13 protein-coding genes and 2 pseudogenes are annotated in these 18,778 nt (G+C 74.9%); 9 read left to right on the forward strand and 6 right to left on the reverse strand.

The window, feature by feature from the left end:
- The first annotated feature begins 41 nt into the window (after positions 1–41).
- On the forward strand, positions 42–1,478 hold the full coding sequence (locus ACQEVS_RS02970; RefSeq protein WP_433014768.1) for a PP2C family protein-serine/threonine phosphatase: 1,437 nt from the start codon (positions 42–44) through the stop codon (positions 1,476–1,478).
- An 80-nt stretch (positions 1,479–1,558) separates the two neighbouring features.
- Here ACQEVS_RS02970 and ACQEVS_RS02975 read toward each other — a convergent pair.
- Positions 1,559–3,039 (reverse strand): annotated as a pseudogene (locus ACQEVS_RS02975) (DNA-binding protein NsdB); the annotation flags it as partial.
- 353 nt (positions 3,040–3,392) lie between these two features.
- Between ACQEVS_RS02975 and ACQEVS_RS02980 the strand changes: the two are divergent.
- Positions 3,393–4,507 (forward strand): annotated as a pseudogene (locus tag ACQEVS_RS02980) (aminoglycoside phosphotransferase family protein).
- 256 nt (positions 4,508–4,763) lie between these two features.
- Complete coding sequence (locus ACQEVS_RS02985; protein WP_433014771.1) at positions 4,764–6,767, forward strand: N-acetylmuramoyl-L-alanine amidase; 2,004 nt, start codon at positions 4,764–4,766, stop codon at positions 6,765–6,767.
- Between the two features lie 61 nt (positions 6,768–6,828).
- On the opposite strand, the gene ACQEVS_RS02990 is transcribed toward ACQEVS_RS02985, so the two are convergent.
- A complete protein-coding gene (locus ACQEVS_RS02990) occupies positions 6,829–7,329 on the reverse strand; it encodes a hypothetical protein (protein ID WP_004942599.1) in 501 nt (166 codons plus the stop codon).
- Between the two features lie 123 nt (positions 7,330–7,452).
- Here ACQEVS_RS02990 and ACQEVS_RS02995 point away from each other — a divergent pair, with 123 nt between their 5' ends.
- Positions 7,453–8,175: a leucine-rich repeat domain-containing protein gene (locus tag ACQEVS_RS02995; RefSeq protein WP_433014774.1), complete on the forward strand. Its 723-nt coding sequence runs from the start codon at positions 7,453–7,455 to the stop codon at positions 8,173–8,175.
- 132 nt (positions 8,176–8,307) lie between these two features.
- Here the strand turns inward: ACQEVS_RS02995 and ACQEVS_RS03000 are convergent, their stop codons facing one another.
- On the reverse strand, positions 8,308–8,544 hold the full coding sequence (locus ACQEVS_RS03000; RefSeq protein ID WP_433014777.1) for a DUF397 domain-containing protein: 237 nt from the start codon (positions 8,542–8,544) through the stop codon (positions 8,308–8,310).
- Positions 8,545–8,752: 208 nt separating this feature from the next.
- Between ACQEVS_RS03000 and paaK the strand changes: the two genes are divergently transcribed.
- A complete protein-coding gene (gene paaK / locus ACQEVS_RS03005; protein WP_433014780.1) occupies positions 8,753–10,039 on the forward strand; it encodes a phenylacetate--CoA ligase PaaK in 1,287 nt (428 codons plus the stop codon).
- Positions 10,040–10,379: 340 nt separating this feature from the next.
- Positions 10,380–10,841 (forward strand): nuclear transport factor 2 family protein, encoded by a 462-nt coding sequence (locus ACQEVS_RS03010; protein ID WP_433014783.1) that lies wholly within the window; start codon positions 10,380–10,382, stop codon positions 10,839–10,841.
- A gap of 4 nt (positions 10,842–10,845) precedes the next feature.
- Here ACQEVS_RS03010 and ACQEVS_RS03015 read toward each other — a convergent pair whose 3' ends face one another.
- Together ACQEVS_RS03015 and ACQEVS_RS03020 are read right to left on the reverse strand one after the other, a co-directional pair.
- Complete coding sequence (locus ACQEVS_RS03015) at positions 10,846–13,371, reverse strand: tetratricopeptide repeat protein (protein ID WP_433014786.1); 2,526 nt, start codon at positions 13,369–13,371, stop codon at positions 10,846–10,848.
- A gap of 310 nt (positions 13,372–13,681) precedes the next feature.
- Positions 13,682–14,449, reverse strand: a complete 768-nt coding sequence (locus tag ACQEVS_RS03020; protein WP_433014789.1) for a phosphatase PAP2 family protein — start codon at positions 14,447–14,449, stop codon at positions 13,682–13,684.
- A 273-nt stretch (positions 14,450–14,722) separates the two neighbouring features.
- Here ACQEVS_RS03020 and ACQEVS_RS03025 point away from each other — a divergent pair, with 273 nt between their 5' ends.
- On the forward strand, positions 14,723–15,979 hold the full coding sequence (locus ACQEVS_RS03025) for a sensor histidine kinase (protein WP_433014792.1): 1,257 nt from the start codon (positions 14,723–14,725) through the stop codon (positions 15,977–15,979).
- Positions 15,980–16,231: 252 nt separating this feature from the next.
- Entirely contained in the window at positions 16,232–16,591 is a 360-nt protein-coding gene (locus ACQEVS_RS03030) for a hypothetical protein (protein ID WP_433014795.1), read from the forward strand.
- A 177-nt stretch (positions 16,592–16,768) separates the two neighbouring features.
- Here ACQEVS_RS03030 and ACQEVS_RS03035 read toward each other — a convergent pair whose 3' ends face one another.
- Positions 16,769–17,884, reverse strand: a complete 1,116-nt coding sequence (locus ACQEVS_RS03035; protein WP_433014798.1) for an NYN domain-containing protein — start codon at positions 17,882–17,884, stop codon at positions 16,769–16,771.
- A gap of 169 nt (positions 17,885–18,053) precedes the next feature.
- Here ACQEVS_RS03035 and ACQEVS_RS03040 point away from each other — a divergent pair, with 169 nt between their 5' ends.
- On the forward strand, positions 18,054–18,704 hold the full coding sequence (locus tag ACQEVS_RS03040) for a response regulator (RefSeq protein ID WP_433014801.1): 651 nt from the start codon (positions 18,054–18,056) through the stop codon (positions 18,702–18,704).
- Positions 18,705–18,778 lie beyond the last annotated feature (74 nt).

Below are 18,778 nucleotides of genomic sequence, written 5' to 3' on the forward strand. Positions count from 1 at the left end.
CCACGCCGGCGTCGGCCGCGCCCGCCCCATCGGAGAACCTGATGCCGTCCCCTTCTTCTGCCTCACCCGCGGAGCGTCCGGCGGGCGGCGAGCCGTCCGCCCCCGGCGCGGTCGACGCCCTCATCTCGCAGACGCGCCGGCTGAGAGGCGGCCTCGACGCCGTCCGCCGCGAGACGGCCGGCGAGGAGCTCTCCGACGACCCGCTCGGACGCTGGCGGCGCGCGCTCTGCGACCTGGCCGCCCACCAGCTGGACGACCTCGGCACCCATCTGGACCGGCTGCGCGACGGTTTCCCCGGTCCCGGGGAAACCGTGGCGGACGAACCCGCGGCGTTGTCCCCGGCACCGGCGGGCGGCGCCGAGTGGAACCTCCTCACCGACGAGGTGACCTGGTCCGACGAGCTGTTCCGGATCCTCGGGCGGCTTCCGGAGGAGGGTGCCCTCACCCTGGACGAATTCCCCTCCCTGCTGGTCGAGGACGACCGGGAACTGCTGACCGCGCTGGTCACCGACTGCCTCGTGGACGGCAAGCCCATCGACGGCGAGTTCCGCGTCGTCCACCCCGACGGCACCCCCCGCACCCTGCACATGCTGGGCGAGCCCGTCCTCGACGACGACGGGTGCACCGCCGCCATGTGGGCCGTCCTGCGGGACGTCACCGCGCTGCGGCGCAGCCGGGACGCCGTGGCCGCGACCGGGGACTCGCTCCGGGCGCACACCCGGCGGGCCGTCGCCGAGCGGCGGCTGACGGCCGAGCTCCAGGAGGCCGTGCTGCCGCCCTGGCGGGAGCCGCTCCGGGCGGCCCCCGGCGGGCGGGCCGAGGCCGGTGGGACGCTCGACGTGGCCGCCCGCCACCTCCCCGCCACGGACCCCCTCGCCGTCGGCGGCGACTGGTTCGACGCCCTGCCGCTGCCCGACGGCCGCACCCTGCTGAGCGCGGGCGGGCTGACCGGCCGCGGGGTGACCACGGCCTCCGCCATGGCCGTACTGCTCGGCGCCGTCCGGGGTATGGCCGTGGCCGGCACCGAGCCGGGCCCGCTGCTCGGCTGCCTCAACCACCTGGCCGGCGTCTCGGACCGGCCCGCCCTGGGCAGCGCGGTCTGCTGTCGCTATGACGCCGCGACCCGCACCCTGCTGTGGGCGCGGGCGGGCCATCCCGCCCCCCTGCTGTTCCGCGAGGGGCGGGTGACGGCACTGCGGCCGCCGACGGCCGGCCTGCTCCTCGGAGCCGTGGCCGGGACCGGCTACGCCCAGGCCGAGGTGCGGCTGCGGCCCGGGGACGTACTCGTCCTGCACACCGGCGGCCTGTCGCCCCATGGTGCGGACGCCGACGGCGGGACGGGCCTGCTGCCCGGGCTGGCGGCCCGGTTCACCGCGGCCCGCAGCGCGCAGGAGTGCGTCCGCACCGTCCTGGAGGAGTGGAGCGGGGCGGTACGGGAGGACGACGCGTGTGTGCTCGTCGCCCGGGTCGCTTCCTGAAGCCCCTTCGGCCGCTTGGATGTTCGGCCGCCTTGGATGGTGTGTGCCGGGCGCCCGGGCTCAGGCCGTGGCCGTCCGGCCCCCCGGCCGCCCGGCGCCTTGGGCAGCGCCCGCTCGATCTCCTGCCTCAGCTCGGCGATCTTCGGGAACCCGGAGTACCTGCCGGTGAGCCGGTACATCTCCCGCAGCCGGTCCCAGGTGCGGTGGGAGGAGTTCTCCCCGATGGAGCGCAGCGCCTGCCGGGCGTAGGCGCAGCCCTGCTCGGGATCGTCGTCGATGAAGCAGGCGGAGGCCATCGAGATGTAGTCGAAGATGATCGACCGCTTCTGGTTGGTCCCCTCGCGGAGCCGCAGGGCCTCCAGGGCGTGCCGCTGCGCCACGGCCGCGGCGGACGGGTCGTGCTCGGCGAGGGTGCGGTAGGCCAGGGCCTGCATGCCGTGCATGTCCGCCTCATTGAACATCTGCATCCAGCTCGGCGGGGGCACGTCCCCCTTGTCCGCGACGAACAGCTCCTCGGCCCGGCCCAGGGTCCGCCGCACGGCCTGGCCCCGGCCCATCGACGCCTGCGCCCACGCCTCGATGGTGCAGAGCATCGCCCGGGTGCGCGGGAGCGCCTCCTCGCCCGACCCCGATGTGGCGAGCTTCATCAGGTCGAGCGCGTCGGTCGGCCGGCCGAGGTGCACCATCTGCCGGGCGGCCCGGGACAGCGCCTCGCCGGCCCGGGGCCGGTCGCCGCCCTCCCGGGCCGCGTGTGCCGCGATCACGAAGTACTTCTGCGCGGTCGGCTCCAGCCCCACGTCGTGGGACATCCAGCCGGCCAGCACCGCCAGGTTGGCCGCCACCCCCCAGAGCCTGCGCTGGAGGTGCTCGGGGTGGCGGTACGCGAGCATGCCGCCCACCTCGTTGAGCTGGCCGACGACGGCCTTGCGCTGGAGCCCGCCGCCGCGGGCCGCGTCCCACGCGCGGAAGATGTCGACCGAGCGCTCCAGCTCGTCGATCTCGGACGAGCCCACGGGGGCCGCCTCGTACCGGTCGAAGCCCGCCTGCTCGGCATGGCCGGGGTAGGAGGCGCGGTGCAGAGGGTCGTCGAAACGGGGGGCGTCCGAGGCCAGTGCCGGATCGGAGTGCAGCCAGTCGTGCATCGCCCCGCTGAGTGCTGAGCCTGCGGCGAGCGCGGCGCCCGCGCCCACCAAGCCGCGTCGGTTGAGCATGAGGTCCATTCCCGTGAATTCGGTGAGGACCGCGGCGGTCCGCTCGGGCGGCCAGGGGAGGCCGTCCTGCGACTGCCCCTTGCCCGCTCGCCCGCGCCGGCCGAACCCGAGGTCCTCAATGGTCACGACACGACCGAGACGCTCGGTGAAGAGGGCGGCCAGCACCCGCGGCACGGGATCGCGCGGGACTCCCCCATGTCGATCCAACGCCGCACCCGTGAGGTGTCGGTCGCCAGCTGCGGATGTCCCATGACCGCCGCCTGCCGGTTGACCAGCCTCGCGAGCTCGCCCTTGGACCATCCGGCCAGTCCGAACAGGTCCGCAAGGCGGGTGTTGGGTTCCCTCGTCACGTCAAGCCCCCAGGTTCCTCGGCTGACTTGAAGGTAGCGGTCCCTCAGATGCCAGGCGACTATTCGCCAGGGTTCGCCAGGGTCCGCCAGATGGTGTGCCACCCATCGACGGGTGTGATGTAGGAACGCGCCACCCCGACCACCCGGCGCGCATTCCCCAGGGTGCGCGACGGACGGGGCCCGGCCCCGGTTCGTACCGTTTCGAGCGAACGCGACGAGCGTTCGGAAGTGAAGCGGCCGTTCCGGGCCGGGCCCGCCCTCCGGGCGGCAGGGCCGGAAGCGTCCCCGCGCCGGCGGGGGCGGTCCGGGGGCGCGCCGCAATTCGCCGGCACACGAAGGGATCTGTTCCGCCCATGTATGCAGCATCGGCCTCCGTGTCCGCTCCGCTCCGGCCCCCGCGGCCGCAGCAGATCCGCCCGCCGCAGGGCGGCGGACCGTACCTCGACCCCTCCCACGCCGTGGGAGCCGCGTTCGGGGCCGGACGGGCGCGGAGGGGCTCGGGGCTCGGCACACCGCCGGTCGGCGGGAGAATCGACCTGTCCGGGCCCGACGGCCCCGAGCTGCGCGCGCTGATCGCCTCGGTGCACCACGTCTGCCCGGAGTTCACTCCGAGCCAGGTGCTGCGCCGGAGCGGGCGTTCCGTGCTGCTGGTCGGCACCGCGGGCCGCACCGGCGCCGTGGCGAAGTGTTTACTCGACCGCTCCCCGCGGGTGCCGAGCGGTTCCGGCAGGAGATAGCGGCGTACCGCACGTTCGTGCGGCACCGCCCGCCGGTCCGGGTGCCGCGGCTGATCGCCGCGGACCCCGAGCACGGGATCCTGGTCGCCGAGCGCATGCCGGGCCGTCCGGCCGCCACCCGGCGGCACCCTTCGGACACCCCGCCGCGCGCCGACGTACGGGTGGCGCTCGGCGCGGTCTGCCGGGTCAACCTCTGGCAGCCGCCGGTGGGCATGTTCGACATGCCGCTCGACTACGCCAAGCACATCACCCGCTTCCACGAACTCGGCCTGCTCACCGACCGGGACATGGGCGACCTGCAGAAGCTGCTGCACGGACTGGCGCATGTACAGGGCCAGTTCTGCCATGGCGACGCGCAGCTCGCCAACATGCTCCTCTCCCCCGCCGGCCCGGTGCTGGTCGACTGGGGGCAGGCCGGCTGGTACCTCCCGGGGTACGACCTCGCGACCCTGTGGACGGTGCTCGGGGACGCTCCGCTGGCCCGCCGGCAGATCGCCCAGCATGCGCAGGCGCCGGGTACGCCGTTCCGTGACGCCTTTCTGGTGAATCTGATGCTCGTCCTCACCCGCGAGATCCGGACGTACGAGCTGGCCGTCCAGCGGGCCCAGCAGGAGCCGGTCCCGCCGGGCACCCCGGACACCGGTGAGGAGCAGCGGCTCCTGCTCCGGAGGCTGCACGACGACTGCGCCATGGCCCGACGGGCCGTCCGAGCCGCGGTGGGCACCCGCTGAAGCCCGCCGCTCCCCGCCGACACGCCGTGCCCCGGGCGCGGCGTGTCGGTGTTCACCCCTCCGGCTCAGGGGTCCGACAGGTTCCCGCAGCCCAGGCGTTGACGTGCCCATAACACCCGATCCAGTCTGATTGACGGATCGTCTGTTCGGCATCGCCGCTTGGTAGGTTCGGGTCGCCACCACTCCGGCGCACGGTATGGCCCGGCCCGCCCTCGAGGAGGCTGCCTTGCGAGCTGTTTCCCCCGATCCAGAGCACATGCCACCCCCGAGACCCCCGCGCGGAGCCCGGGGAAAACGGACGGGCGGTCACGCCCGCAGGGCGGCCGGCGCGCTCGCGTCGGCCGCCCTGCTGCTCCCGCTGGTCTCCGGCCTGCCGGCCGCCGATGCCGCAGCCGGCACCGCGAGCGGTCCGGACGCGCTCCAGCGGGACTTCGCCCGGGCGGCGGCCGAGTACCACGTACCGTCGAGCGTCCTGCTCGCCGTCTCCTACCTGCAGTCGCGCTGGGACGCCCACGCGGGGGCGCCCAGCGTCACCGGCGGCTACGGCCCGATGCACCTCACCGACGCGGCCGGAGCCCTCGCCGCGGCAGCGCGAACCGCGCACCACAGCGAGGCCGGCGAGGACGCCCGGGGCGACACCGCCCGTCCGCACCGGGCCGAGGACCGCGCCCGACCCGCGGCCGGCGCGCTCCCCGAGCGGCTCCGCACCCTGGACCGGGCCGCCGGCCTGACCGGGCTGCGCCCCGAGGCGCTGCGCTCGGACCCCGCCGCCAATGTGCGCGGCGGCGCGGCCCTGCTCGCCGACGCCCAGCGACGGCTGGGCCTGCCGGCCGGGGGCGACGCCGCCGACTGGTACGGGGCGGTGGCCCGCTTCTCGGGCGCCCCGGACGCGGCGACCGCGCGGACCTTCGCCGACGACGTCTTCGAGGTGATCCGGACCGGCGCCCGGCGGACGACCGACGCCGGACAGCGGGTGGCCCTGGCCCCCGAACCGCGCCTCGTCCCGCACCGCGAGCAGGCCGGCCGGCCGGGGCGGGCGACGTCCCCGGCCGAGGGCATCGAGTGCCCCGAGAGCGTCGCCTGCGAGTCCGTCCCCGCCCCCTACCAGCGGCTGGAGGGGTCGGACTACGGCAACCACGACGTCTCCGACCGGCCGCGGTCGCAGAAGGCGGACTTCATCGTCCTCCACGACACGGAAGCCACCTGGGAGAAGACCCTCCAGCTGATAAGGGATCCGGCGTACGTCTCGTGGCACTACACGGTCCGCTCCACCGACGGGCACATCGCCCAGCACGTGCCGGTCAAGGACGTGGCCTGGCACGCGGGCAACTGGTACATGAACGCCAAGTCGGTGGGCATCGAGCACGAGGGCTTCCTGGCCCGCCCGGACGCCTGGTACACGGAGGAGATGTACCGGACGTCGGCCCGGCTGGTGCGCTATCTGGCGGGGAAGCTGGACATCCCGCTGGACCGGCAGCACATCCTCGGGCACGACAACGTCCCCGGCACCGTCCCCTCGACGATCAAGGGGATGCACACCGACCCCGGCCCCTACTGGGACTGGGCGCACTACTTCGAGCTGCTGGGGAAGCCGTTCCACCCGACGGCGAGCCCGTTCAGCGGCATGGTGACGATCCGCCCCGACTACGACGACAACGAGCCCGTCTACACCGGCTGCGAGAAGCCGGGCCAGGAGTGCGCGCCGCACGGTTCCGGCGCGGTCCGGCTGCACGTGGCGCCGCGGGACGACGCGCCGCTGGTCAGGGACGTCGGGCTGCGGCCGGACGGCAGCGCGTCGACCACCGACGTCAACGACACGGGGGCGCGGGCCTCGACCGGCCAGCAGTTCGCGGTCGCCGACCGGCTGCCCGGCTGGACGGCCGTGTGGTACCTGGGGCAGCGGGCGTGGTTCCGCGATCCCTGGTGGGAGCCGGTGGCGCTCGGGGCGCGCGGGAAGCTGGTGACGCCGCGCGAGGGGCTGAAGGAGATCCCGGTCTACGGGCGGGCCTACCCGGAGCAGCCGGCGTACCCGGCGGGGGTGCCGGCGCAGGCCGTGACGCCGCTGCCGTACAAGCTGCTCGCCGGGCAGGCGTACGTGCTGGGCCAGACGAGTTCCGCGGAGTATCTGTACGCGAAGGACTTCGACCCGGCGAAGCACGTGGTGGTGCGGGGGAAGGACAGGTACTACGAGATCCAGTTCGGCCACCGGGTGGCCTTCGTCCGGGCGGACGACGTGACGGTCCGCTCGTCGAACCGCTGACGGACGCGTGCCTCCCCGGGCCCGGCGCGCACGGCCGGCCCGGGGAGGCACGCGATCGGGCTCAGCCCGCCTGGAACATCTCGGCCGGGAGCGGTTTGAGCAGCTGGTAGAGGTCGTCCGTGATCGGGCGGTCCCAGCTGGCGATGGTGACGAGGACGCCGTCGCTGCGGTCGAACTGGGTGCAGGAGACGCGGCTCTCGGAGCACTTCAGACGGCGGACGATCAGCAGGTTGTCCTCGTGCATGACCGGGGTGTCCTCGGTCTCCAGCACGGTGACCGGCTCGTCGTTGCCGAGCGCGGCCAGCAGCTGCGCCACCTCGAAGGGCACCTGGCCCTCCTCCAGCTCCCGGGCCGGGGAGCCCTCGGGCAGATTCCCGATGATCATCGCCGGGCCGCGCCCGCCGAACAGGTCGTACCGGAGGAAGACGCCCTGGCAGCTGCCGTCGGGCGCGGGCAGCAGCCCGGCGCCGAGGTCGCCCGGCCAGTCACCGGGGTCCATGGCGAGGACGTCGAAGTCCGGCCCCGTAGGGGTGGCGGCGCTGCGGCGGCGGAGGAAGGACATGCCCACATCGTACGTGCCCGACGACGGAGGGCGCCCCCGGGGCGATCCGCGGTCGGCGGGGTGGGAGCGGCCCAGTTGGTAGCGTCACCGCCTCCGGGGGTACGGGGACAGGGGGGACCGACGATGCGGAATGGCACGCTCGACTACTGGCGGCACGGGCTCGGGCGCGTACCGGAGGAGGTCTGGCGGGCGGAGGGGCTTCGGACGCTGATCCTCGCGGAGAACGGACTGACGGAGCTGCCGGCCCGGATCGGCCTGCTGACCGGCCTGCGCACCCTCGACCTCGGGCACAACGCCCTGACCGCCCTGCCGCCGGAACTGGGTGCGCTGACCGGCCTCGACGGCTGCCTCTACCTGCACGAGAACGCGCTCACCGCGCTGCCCGCCACGCTGGGCCGGCTGTCCCGGGTGCGCTACCTCAACGTGAGCGGCAACCGGCTGACCGAACTGCCGGAGGAGATCGGCGGGATGGCGGCCCTCGTGGAGCTGCGGGCGCGGCACGCCCGCCTGACCCGCCTGCCGGACGGCGTCGGACGGCTCACGGCGCTGCGCGAGCTGTGGCTGCGCGGCAACGCCCTGACCGAACTGCCCGGTTCCCTGGCGGACCTGGGCGAGCTGCGGGAACTGGAGCTCCGCGAGAACGCGTTCACCGCCGTGCCCGGCGCGCTGCGCGGACTGTCCGCGCTGCGCCGGCTCGACCTGCGGTCCAACCGCCTGATGTCGCTGCCCGATTGGCTGGCCGAGCTGCCGTCGCTGGAGAAGCTGGACCTGCGGTGGAACGCGCTCGTTCCGGAGCCGTGGCTGCTGGGCGCACTGGCCCGGCGGGGGTGTGAGGTGCTGGTCTGAAACGGCCTGCCCGTGCCGGTCTGAAACGGCCTGCCCGTCCGACGCGACCGCCCGCCCGAAGAGTCCGCCCGCGCGGCCACTCACCCCAAGAATCCGCCCCCGCGCCGCAACTCGCCCCAAGAGCCCGTCCCGCTACGTGAGATCGAACTCCCCCTCGCGCGCGAGGTTTACGAAGGCGCGCCATTCCTCCGGGGAGAAGATCACGGCCGGGGCGTCGGGGGTGTGCCGGTCGCGCAGGGCGACGTAGCCGTCGATGAAGCCGATCTGGACGTCCCCCGTGCCCGGAACGCCCGACTGCCAGGTGGCGTTGGCCAGGTCCAGCCGCTGCCGCCGGTCGTCCGCCAGGTGCTCGGTCGCGCTCTTCGCCACGTGCCGTTCCCCTCCCCGTCGCGGGTGTTCCGTCCCGCCACCTTAGCCACCCGTCGGCGTCCGGGACAGGCCGCCGTCGGCCGTGGGGGCGGATCGCCCGGACGGGTGGGGGAATCGCGGGCCGCCCCTTGACGAGCGGGGCCGGTGGCTGGTTCTTTTGCCCGGAGGGAAGCTACCGAATGATCGGTCGGGACGGCGGGGGTGGGTCATGACGGCAGTCGCGGCGCTCGACGCGGGAGAGCGCCTGTCGCGCGACGGGCTGGCGGCGCTGCAACAGGAGCGGCTGCGGGCGACGTTGCGGCACGCCTACGACAATGTCGCCTTCTACCGGCGGGCGTTCGACGAGGCGGGGGTGCGGCCGGAGGACTGCCGTACGCCCGCCGACCTCCCCCGCTTCCCGTTCACCACCAAGGCCGACCTGCGCGCCCACTACCCGTACGGCATGTTCGCCGTGCCACGGGAGCGGATCCGGCGCCTGCACGCCTCCAGCGGCACCACGGGCGAGCCGACCGTCGTCGGCTACACCGAGCGGGACCTGGACACCTGGGCCGGCCTCGTCGCCCGCAGCCTCCGCGCGGCGGGCGCCCGGCCCGGTGACACGGTCCATGTGGCGTACGGGTACGGGCTGTTCACCGGCGGCCTGGGTGCGCACTACGGCGCCGAACGGCTCGGCTGCACGGTGATCCCCGCCTCCGGCGGGATGACGGCCCGGCAGGTGCGCCTCATCCGCGACCTCCGCCCGGACGTCATCATGGTGACGCCCTCGTACATGCTCACCCTGCTCGACGAATTGGAGCGGCAGGGCGTCGATCCGCGCGCCACCTCCCTGCGTGTCGGCGTCTTCGGCGCGGAACCGTGGACGGCGGAGATGCGCCGCGAGATCGAGGAGCGGTGCGGCCTCGACGCCGTCGACATCTACGGCCTCTCGGAGGTGATGGGTCCGGGCGTCGCGCAGGAGTGCGTGGAGACCAAGGACGGCCCGCACCTGTGGGAGGACCACTTCTACCCGGAGATCGTCGACCCGCTCACGGGCGAACCGCTGCCCGACGGGGAGGCCGGGGAGCTCGTCCTCACCTCGCTCACCAAGGAGGCCATGCCGGTCGTGCGGTACCGCACCCGCGACCTCACCCGGCTACTGCCGGGCACCGCCCGGGTGTTCCGCCGGATCGAACGGATCACCGGCCGCAGCGACGACCTGATCATCGTCCGCGGGGTGAACCTGTTCCCCGGGCAGATCGAGGCGGTCCTGCTGCGGGTCCCCGGCGTCGCCCCCCACTTCCAGCTGCGCCTCACCCGGGAGGGCCGGATGGACCGGCTGACCGTCCGCGCGGAGGCCCGCCCCGAGGCGACCCCGGAGCAGCGCGCGGCGGCCGCGGACACGATCGTCCGGCGCGTGAAGGACGACGTGGGCGTCTCGGTGGCCGTCGAGATCGTGCCGCCGGAGACGCTGGAGCGGTCGGTGGGGAAGATCCGGCGGCTCGTGGACGAACGCTGACGAGCGTGGATGACGTGGCCGCCCTGGCGCGACGCGGCCGGCCGACCGTGGCGGAGCTGGAGCGACAGCGGTTCACCGGGCGGGCGCCCATCGAGGATCCGGCCGCGGTGGACGCGGCGGTGGCCTGCGGCCGTTCACGCGGGCCCGGCGGTGCGGACCGCCTTGGCGCGGTCGCCGCAGGCCGCCGTGGACACCGCGAGGGGTGGGGGCCGGGGCAGGTGACGGTCCGGGCGCCATTACCTCCCGGGTCATCGCCATCCCCGCTCCCCCCGTCTCACACTGATGCACGACCGCCCCAGCGCGGCCCGCAGCACGGAAGAGCGGAATCAGGAGAGTTCACATGAGCACTGCAAGCCCCGCCACCGGCACCATGGCCGACACCACCGCCGCCACCCGGGCCGTCGTCGGCGAGTTGCTCCGGCGGATCGCGGACGGAGACCCGGAGCGCATCGCCGAGTTGTACGCGGACGGGGCTGACTGGGCTTTCGACTGGCCGGCGGAGGAGGCGGGCCGGTCGGAGACGCCGTGGATCCGGGAGCGGTCGAGCCGGGCGGACGCGGCGGCGCACTACCGGGAGATCGGGGCGCACCACGTGCCCGAGGACACGGACACGCGGATCGAGCGGGTGCTCGTCGACGGGACGGACACGGTCGTCACCGGCGAGCTGCGGCTGACGGCGCGGCCGACGGGACGGCGCTACCGGGCGCGGTTCGCGCTGCATCTCACGGTCGAGGACGGGTTGGTGACGCGGCATCACGTGTACGAGGACAGCCTGGCCGTCGCCCGGGCGTTCGCGGGCTGAGCGGCTAGCCGGGCCCTCGGTGGCGGGCCGCGCGGGTCTGCTGCAACGCGGCCACCTGGCGGTACAGCTCCGCCGCCTCCGCCGTGCGGCCGAGCTGCTGGAGGCAGCGGGCCTCGTCGTTGCGGCTGGCGAGCGCGTCGGGGTGGTCCGCGCCCAGGACGCGCTGGCGCGCCTGGGCGACGTCGCGGTAGACGGCGAGGGCGTCCGTCCAGCGCCCCAGCCAGCCGAGGCCCACGGCCACCTCGCGGCGGCTGACGAGGGTGTCGGGGTGGTCGGCGCCGAGCACGCGGGCGCGGATGGCGCAGACGTCGCGGGCCTCGGCGAGGGCCTCCTCCCAGCGGCCGAGGCGGCCGAGGTTGACGCCCATGCCGTGCCGGGCGCGGAGGGTGTCCGGATGGGCGGGGCCCTGGACACGGGTGCGGTCCTCGATCAGCGCGCGGTACAGCTCCAGCGCCTCCGTGCTGCGCCCGAGGCGGCCCAGGCAGATGCCGGCCTCGTAGCGGGCGGCCAGGGTGTCCGGGTGGTCCGGGCCGAGGACGCGGGTGCGGGCCGCCGCCACCTCGCGGTACGTGCGGAGGGCGTCGCTCCACCGGTCGAGCTGGCCGAGCGTGTAGGCGACCTCGTAGCGGGTGACGAGGGTGTCGGGATGGTCCCCGCCCAGCACCCGGGCGCGCGCGGCGGCCACGTCGTGCGCCATCCGGTACGCCTCCTCCAGCAGCCCCAGTCTGCTGAGGCTGAAGGCGAGGTTGTGGCCACAGCGGAGGGTGTCGGGGTGGTCGGGGCCCATGATGCGTTCGCGGGCCGCCAGGACGTCCGCGTACACCTCCCGGGCCTCGAAGTGGCGGCCGAGCCGCCCGAGGACGTACGCCGTCTCCTGCCGGGCCGCGAGCGTGTCGGGGTGGTCGGGGCCGAGGGTGCGGGAGCGGGCGGAGGCGGTACGGGCGAACTCGCGCAGCGCCTCCTCCGGGCGGCCGAGCCGGCTGAGCGAGAACGCCACCTCGTAGCGGCTGGCGAGCGTGTCGGGGTGGTCGGGGCCGAGCAGCCGCTCCCGTTCGGCCAGCACGGCGCGGTGCGTCTCGTCCGCCTCCGCCCAGCGTCCGGCGCGGCCGAGGCGGAGGCCGCCGCTGTGCCGGGCGGCGAGCTCGTCGAGCACGCTCGGGGGGACGGCGGCCGCCGGGGAAGGGCGTGCGGTACCCGCGGAACCGGTGGCGGCGTCGGCGGGGCGCGGCGCTCCCGGACCGGCCGACGGCCGGCGCGGGTCCGCACCCGGCTCGCGCGCCGGAGCCGTGGTGGCCCTCCGGCCGCCCCAGGGGACCGTCCAGGCGCCGGTCAGCACGGCGGAGGGGTCGGGCGGGAGCGCCATGGCACCGGTGCCGGCCGCTTTCGAGCCGGTGGTCATGTGCCGCGCCCAGGCCGGGAGCCTCGGCGGCGGTTCGGAGAGGCGGTGCGGGTGGGTGCGGGAAGTGGCGCCGGGGTGGGACGTGCCGCCGGTGTATGAGGAGTCGGTGATGTATGAGGGGTCGGCTGGGTACGAGGTGCCGGCGGTGTACGGGGTAGGGGCTGGGTGCGAGGCATTGGTGGCGTGCGAGGTGTGGGCTGGGCGCGGGGTGTCGGTGGCCTGCGAGGTGTCGGCTGGGTACGGCGTGGCGGCGGCGTACGCGATGCCGCCCGTGTGCGTTCCCGGCTGTGCGCCGGTCAGCCGCCGGACCAGGTCCGCCGCGTCGTCGGGACGGTCGTCGGGCTCCTTGGCGAGCAGGTCGAGGACAACGTCCTCGAACGCCGGCGGCAGCTCCGGGCGGAGGTCGCGCGGGGGTGTGGGCGGGGTGTCACGGTGGCCGACGAGGACCGCCCAGGCGTCGTCCATGTCGAACGGCGGCGTGCCGGTGGCGATCTCGTACAGCACGCAGCCCAGCGAGTACAGGTCGCTGCGGTGGTCGACGCTCCCCCCGCCGATCTGCTCGGGCGACATGTAGTGCGGGGTGCCCATGGCGATGCCCGTCCCCGTCAGCCGGGCCGTGAAGCCGATGTCGTGGCCCAGGCGCGCTATGCCGAAGTCGCATATCTTCACCGTGCCGTCGGTCAGCCGCATGATGTTGGCCGGTTTGAGGTCGCGGTGCACGATGCCCTGCCGGTGGGTGTACGCGAGGGCGGCACCCACCTGTCCGGCGATGTCGACGACCTCGGGGACGGGGAGCGGGTGCTGCTTGTTGTCCTCCAGGAGCTGGCTGAGGTTGCGCCCGTCGAGGAGCTCCATCACCAGGTACAGGACCCCGTCGCTCTCGCCGAAATCGTGTACGACCGTGATGCCGCGGTGTTGCAGCGCCGCCGCGACGCGGGCCTCGCGGCGGAAGCGCTCCCGGAGTACCCGAAGGTAGGACGGTTCGTGCCGCGGTCCCAGCGGTTTGAGGCACTTGACGGCCACGTGCCGGCCCAGGGACTCGTCGCGGGCGCGCCACACCTCTCCCATGCCGCCCCGCCCGATCCGGTCGAGCAGCTGGTACCGGCCCTGGATCAGCCTGGTCTCCGCCATCCCCGCCCCGCCGCCCCCGTCGTAGCCTCCGCGCCGCCCCCGGCCTCCCCCAAGTATGGCGGCCTCCCCCAGCGGCTTGTAGGGCGGCGGGGGCGGGTCGCGGCGGCGGGGAGGGTGAAAGAGACCGGGGCGGGAAGCGGCGGGACGGGACGGCCGAGGCAGTCGGGCCCCGGGCGGGAGGAGCCGAGGCAGCCGGAGGAGCCAGGACGTTCGCATGAGGGCGGAAGAGGCCGGAGGGCCCCGGCCCAAAAGAGCGAGGGCCCGCCGTCTCCGGGGAGGCGGCGGGCCCTGGGGGCTCGGCGGGTGGCGGTCAGCGCGCGGCGTGCCTGCGGTGGCGGCCGGGGCGGCGGGGGCCGCCCGGCCCCGGGACGGCGGCGTGGCCGTCCTCCCGGGCCTCCAGCTCGGCGCGCTCCTGCTCCAGGCCGAAGCGGGCGAGCAGTGGCAGCCGGTCCACCCTCGGGAGGATCCAGACGTGCCAGATGCCCGTCACGAAGAAGATCGCCGAGCCGGCGACCAGGACCGAGCCGAAGGTGTCGGTCGGGTAGTGGGCGCCGATGTACATCCGCGAGAAGGCGACCAGCAGCACCGCGAGGACGCCGCAGACCGCGACGGTGCGGCGGTGGCGGGACTCTCGGAAGAGGAAGTACACGGCGACGGCCACCGCGACGGTGAAGGCCGTGTGGCCGCTGGGGAAGCTGTTGGAGCCGATCTCCGGGTCGAGGGAGAACTGCCGCGGCGGCCGGTCGCGGGCCACGAGGGCCTTGGCGACCTGGGTGCTGTTCCAGCCGACCGCCACCACGAGGAAGGTGGCGACGGCCTGGATCGGCCGCCGCCGGACGATCAGCAGCCAGCCGGTCCACAGCGCGAGGATGATCACGCCCGCGACGGGCGAGGCGAGGTAGCTGACGCCCTCCATCACGCTGTTCAGCCAGCCGGTGCGGGTGTTCGTCTGGATGGTGCGGTCCAGGTCCAGGTCGTGCGGCTGGATCAGCGACGTGTGCGCGGCGGTCATGCCGAGCACGATCGCTGCCGCGAACAACAGGACGGAATTGCGCAACCAGTGGCGCACGTAGGGCATGGGTGGGGCGTCCTTCGTATCGGCATGGCGGCGCCGGGGGCGGCAGCACGCGCTTGATGACGAGTACGTGCCGCATGCTCCGGGGTGACCGGTGCGGCCGTACTACAAAAACTACACGTGCGGACGGGTGTCTCCCCAAGCGCGGCGGTCACGCCGGGCACCGGTGGGCACCTTGGGTGATCGACACGTCACCCTCCGCCGCCGGAGCCCGCCTCGTCCCGCGTGCTCTCCTTCCCGGTGACAGTGGATCATGGTCGGCCTAGACTCCCGCGGATGGAGCGCACGAGGAAGCGACGGCCCGGCCGCCGGGCCGTCGTCAGGGCCGGCTGCGGCGCGGCCGGGGCGGGAGTGGTGGCGGTGGGGGCCGCGGCGCTGCCCGGCGCCGGGTGGACGGCGGTCGGCACGATGACCGCGTCGGCCCTGCTCACCCTGGCGGCGACGGGCTGGTGGCCCCGCGCCGCGGGCCGGCTCGCCCGGACGGCGGTGGCCGTGGCGGCGGTGTGCGGGCTGGGCACCGTGCTCGCCGGACCCGGTGCGGCCGTCGAGGGGTCCGTCGCCATCGAGCTGGCCTTCGTCGAGTACGTGTCCGGCACCTGGCTCGTCCTCCTCGTCACCCGGGCGCTTCCGCCCCGGCGGGCGGCCGGGTTCTGGCTGGCGCTGGGGGCGGCCGTGTCCACGCTGCTGCTGCGGGCGGGCGCCTATGACGGGGCGCTGGAGGCCACCGGGCAGTCCGTGTTCCTGTCGGCCGGCCCGCTGGCCGCCGGCGCGCTCGGCACCGCCCTGTACACGGCGCGGGAGCGGCGGGCGCGCGGCGTCCGGGAGGCCCGGCGGGCCCAGCGGCTCGAACTCGCCGCCGATCTGCACGACTTCGTCGCCCACGACGTCTCCGGCATCGTCGCCCTCGCCCAGGCCGCGCAGGTCGTCCACGAGGCACGGCCGGAGCAGGTGCCGCCGCTGCTCCGGCAGATCGAGGAGGCAGGGGTACGGGCGTTGGGGGCCATGGACCGTACGGTGCACATGCTGCGCGACGGGGACGGGGGGCTTGCCGCCACCGCCCGTGCCGCCACCGCCCGTGGCGCGGACGCGCCGGTGCCCGACGACGCCGGTGCCCGGGCGGCGGCGTACGGGCTGGACGACGTGCCGGGGGTCGTGGAGCGGTTCCGGGCGTCCGGTACGGCGGATGTGCGGCTGACGGACGAACTGCCGCCCGGGCGGCGGGCGGACGTGCCGCGCGAGGTCGCGGCGACCGTGCACCGCGTCGTCGTCGAGGCGCTGACCAACGTGCGGCGGCACGCGCCCGGCGCGGAGCGGGTGCGGGTCGTCCTGTCCTGCGGGGGCGGCCCGGCGGGGTCGTCGCTGTCCGTGTCGGTCACGGACTCCGGGCGCGGGGCCGTTCCGCGCGCCGGTGAGCGGCGGGGTGGGCTGGGGCTGGCAGGGCTCTCGGAGCGGGTGGAGGCGTTGGGCGGGGTGTTGACGGCGGGCGGGCGTGCGGGTGGGGGGTGGGAGGTGCGGGCGGAGTTGCCGTGGTGATGGTGAGGCGGTTGCTGCCGGGCGGGGTGTCACGGCCCGAGCACACGCAACCCGAGCCCCCCAAGTCCTGTCCGCCTCCGGTGCCCCACAGCGAGCACCGCGACGGCGCCCCCGGCTCGGCTCGCGCGTCCCCTCCGCTCCAAGCGCTCGATCGCCGATCCGGGTGGTTGGACGCCGATGGGCGCATGCGCCGGAGAGGCGGTGGCCATGCTGCTCCCGACCAGCGGCTCACCTGAACGAGCGGGAGTAGACATGAAGTTCACCAAGGCCGGCGCCCTCGCCGCACTGACCGTCGCGGTGATCGCCGTCGGCGCCGGGCCGGCCGCCGCCGATGACGGTCCCGGAAGCGACCGGTCGCCCGGCGGGCTGCTGACGGACATCGGCAACAGCACTGCCGACGACAGCTCCAACGCCTGCCGCAGCTTCCTCCAGGCCCTGACTCCCATGCGCTGTTCGGTGCCCCGTGACGATCACCGGCCGGCTTCCCGCCCGGGGGCGTCGGGCGGTGTGATCACCGACGACGCGAACATGCAGGCATCCCGCAACAGCAACGCCTGCGGCAGCTCGGTGGCGGTCCTGGCCCCCACCGAATGCGTCGTCAGGACCAAGTAGACCCGCACGCTTCCGCCCCCGCACGGCGCACGTCACCACACGTCACACGGCACCAGGCAGCGCGCCTCACCACACGGCACCGCACGGCCCTCGTGGCCGTGCGGACGGCTTCGCCGCGAGAGCCCGCCGGCGGCACCCGCGGCGGGCGACGACCGCGCCGGCGGCTGCCTCCCCTGGTCACGTTCGTCCGCACCGGCCGCAGGTCCCCCTGCGGCGGAGGTGGTAGGCGAGGGTCGCGGCGCCCAGGGCCAGACCCCAGACCGTCCAGAGGATGCCGGGGCCGTTGGCGCCCCACATCTCGGCGGTGACGGTGCGGGCGTTCATCAGGCCGCCGGGGATGAGGACCAGGGCCACGGTGGTGGCGGGGACGACGGCGGTGAGGGGGTGGATGCGCCGGCCCGCCTTCCACCACACCCACCGGGGCCAGACCTCGCCCCAGCGGCTGATGAGGCCGTGGGTGAGGAGACCGCCGGCGGTGGAGAGGAGGCCGAGGCCCAGGCCGATCTCCAGCATGCCGGGAGTGTCCTGCATGTCCTCGAGGAATGCCCGGGTGATGCCGACGGGCCAGCCGAAGTACCAGGCCAGGCGGGTGAAGTCGTAGGGGACGGAGGAGAGGGCGGCGATGTACACCGCCCAGCGGCCCCAGCCCCGGGTGGCCTCCGGTGTCGTCCAGTGGGCGGCGCCGTGCCGGCCCCGGCCGCAGGCCGCGCAGCGGTTCGCGGTGCGCCACTGGTAGGCGAGGGTGGCGGCGGCCCACAGCAGGCCCCCGAGGAAGATGATGATCAGGTTGCCCCGGTGCCAGTAGAGGATGTCGCCCACCCCGTTCTGCGGCCCGGGCACTCCCGTGAAGGCGAACACGACCAGGAGCGGCGCGAAGACCAGCAGTCCGAGGAGGGAGTAGTCGGGGACGGCGAAGGCCATCACGCAGGCCGAGGTCCATCCGTAGGCGAGCAGCCAGGTCCGCGCCCGGCCCTTGCCCACGCCACAGGCCATCAGGATGCCGGCGACGGCACCCGCCGCGCCCACCGCCGCGATCACCGGGCCGACGGTCTCCGCCCGGCTGGGTTCCAGCAGGGAGGCCGAGGCGCGGTCGTCCACGACCTTGGCGAAGGGGTAACCGGCGCCGCCCGCCGCCCAGTAGAGGCCCGCGGCGCCGTACAGCAGGGACCACAGGGCCGCCAGGCAGCCGGACCAGACCGGCCACCGGGACCACCACCGGCCCCGCGCCTCCCCCGCGGGCGGCGCTGTCACGCCGTCCGAGGCCGGTTCCCCGGTGGTCACCCGTGTGCTCATGGCGGTCCGTCCCCTCGTCCCCGAGTTCCGTCCGGCGGCCGTGTCCGCCGGACGGTGACCACCCTCCCGTCCGGGACCCGGCCGGCACATCCGCCGATCGGCAGAGTGCGGGCGGCCGCCGCCCGGCCCGGGGTATGCCGACCGGCGGAGGGCCGCTACCGTGACGATCATGAGCATCCGCATACTCCTCGCCGACGACCAGGAAGCGGTCCGCATCGGCTTCCGGCTGGTCCTCGACTCGCAGCCGGACATGGAGGTCGTCGGCGAGGCCGAGGACGGGCGGCAGGCCGTCGAACTGGCCGCCCGGCTGCGGCCGGACGTCGTCCTGGCGGACATCCGGATGCCGCGGCCGGACGGGCTGGAGGTCACCCGGCTGCTGGCGGGCCCGGACGTGCCGGACCCGCTGCGGGTGGTCGTGGTGACGACGTTCGACCTCGACGAGTACGTGCACACGGCGCTCCGCAACGGGGCCTGCGGGTTCCTGCTCAAGCGGTCGAGCCCGGCGCTGCTGGTGGAGGCGGTCCGGGCGGCGATGGCCGGGGACGCGATGGTCAGCCCGTCGGTGACGGTCCGTCTGCTGCGGCAGCTGCGGGCGCCCGAGCCGCCGCGCGCGGCACCGCCCGCCGAGCCGCTGACCGAACGCGAGGCGGAGATCGCCCGGTTCGTGGCGAAGGGGCTGACGAACGCCGAGATCGGTGCCGAACTCTTCATCTCCCCGGGCACGGTGAAGACGCACCTCGCCAACGTCCAGCGCAAGCTGGGCGTCCGCAACCGGGTCGGGATCGCCGCCTGGGCGTGGGACAACCGGACGGCTTCCTGACCGTCTCCCCGGCGTCCGCCGTGTGCCCGCGGCCGTTTGGCCGCCGGCCGGGCCCTGTTCCGCGAAGCCCGGCC

Origin of the sequence: Streptomyces sp. CA-181903 (assembly GCF_050937075.1) — a bacterium.
Lineage (GTDB): Bacteria > Actinomycetota > Actinomycetes > Streptomycetales > Streptomycetaceae > Streptomyces.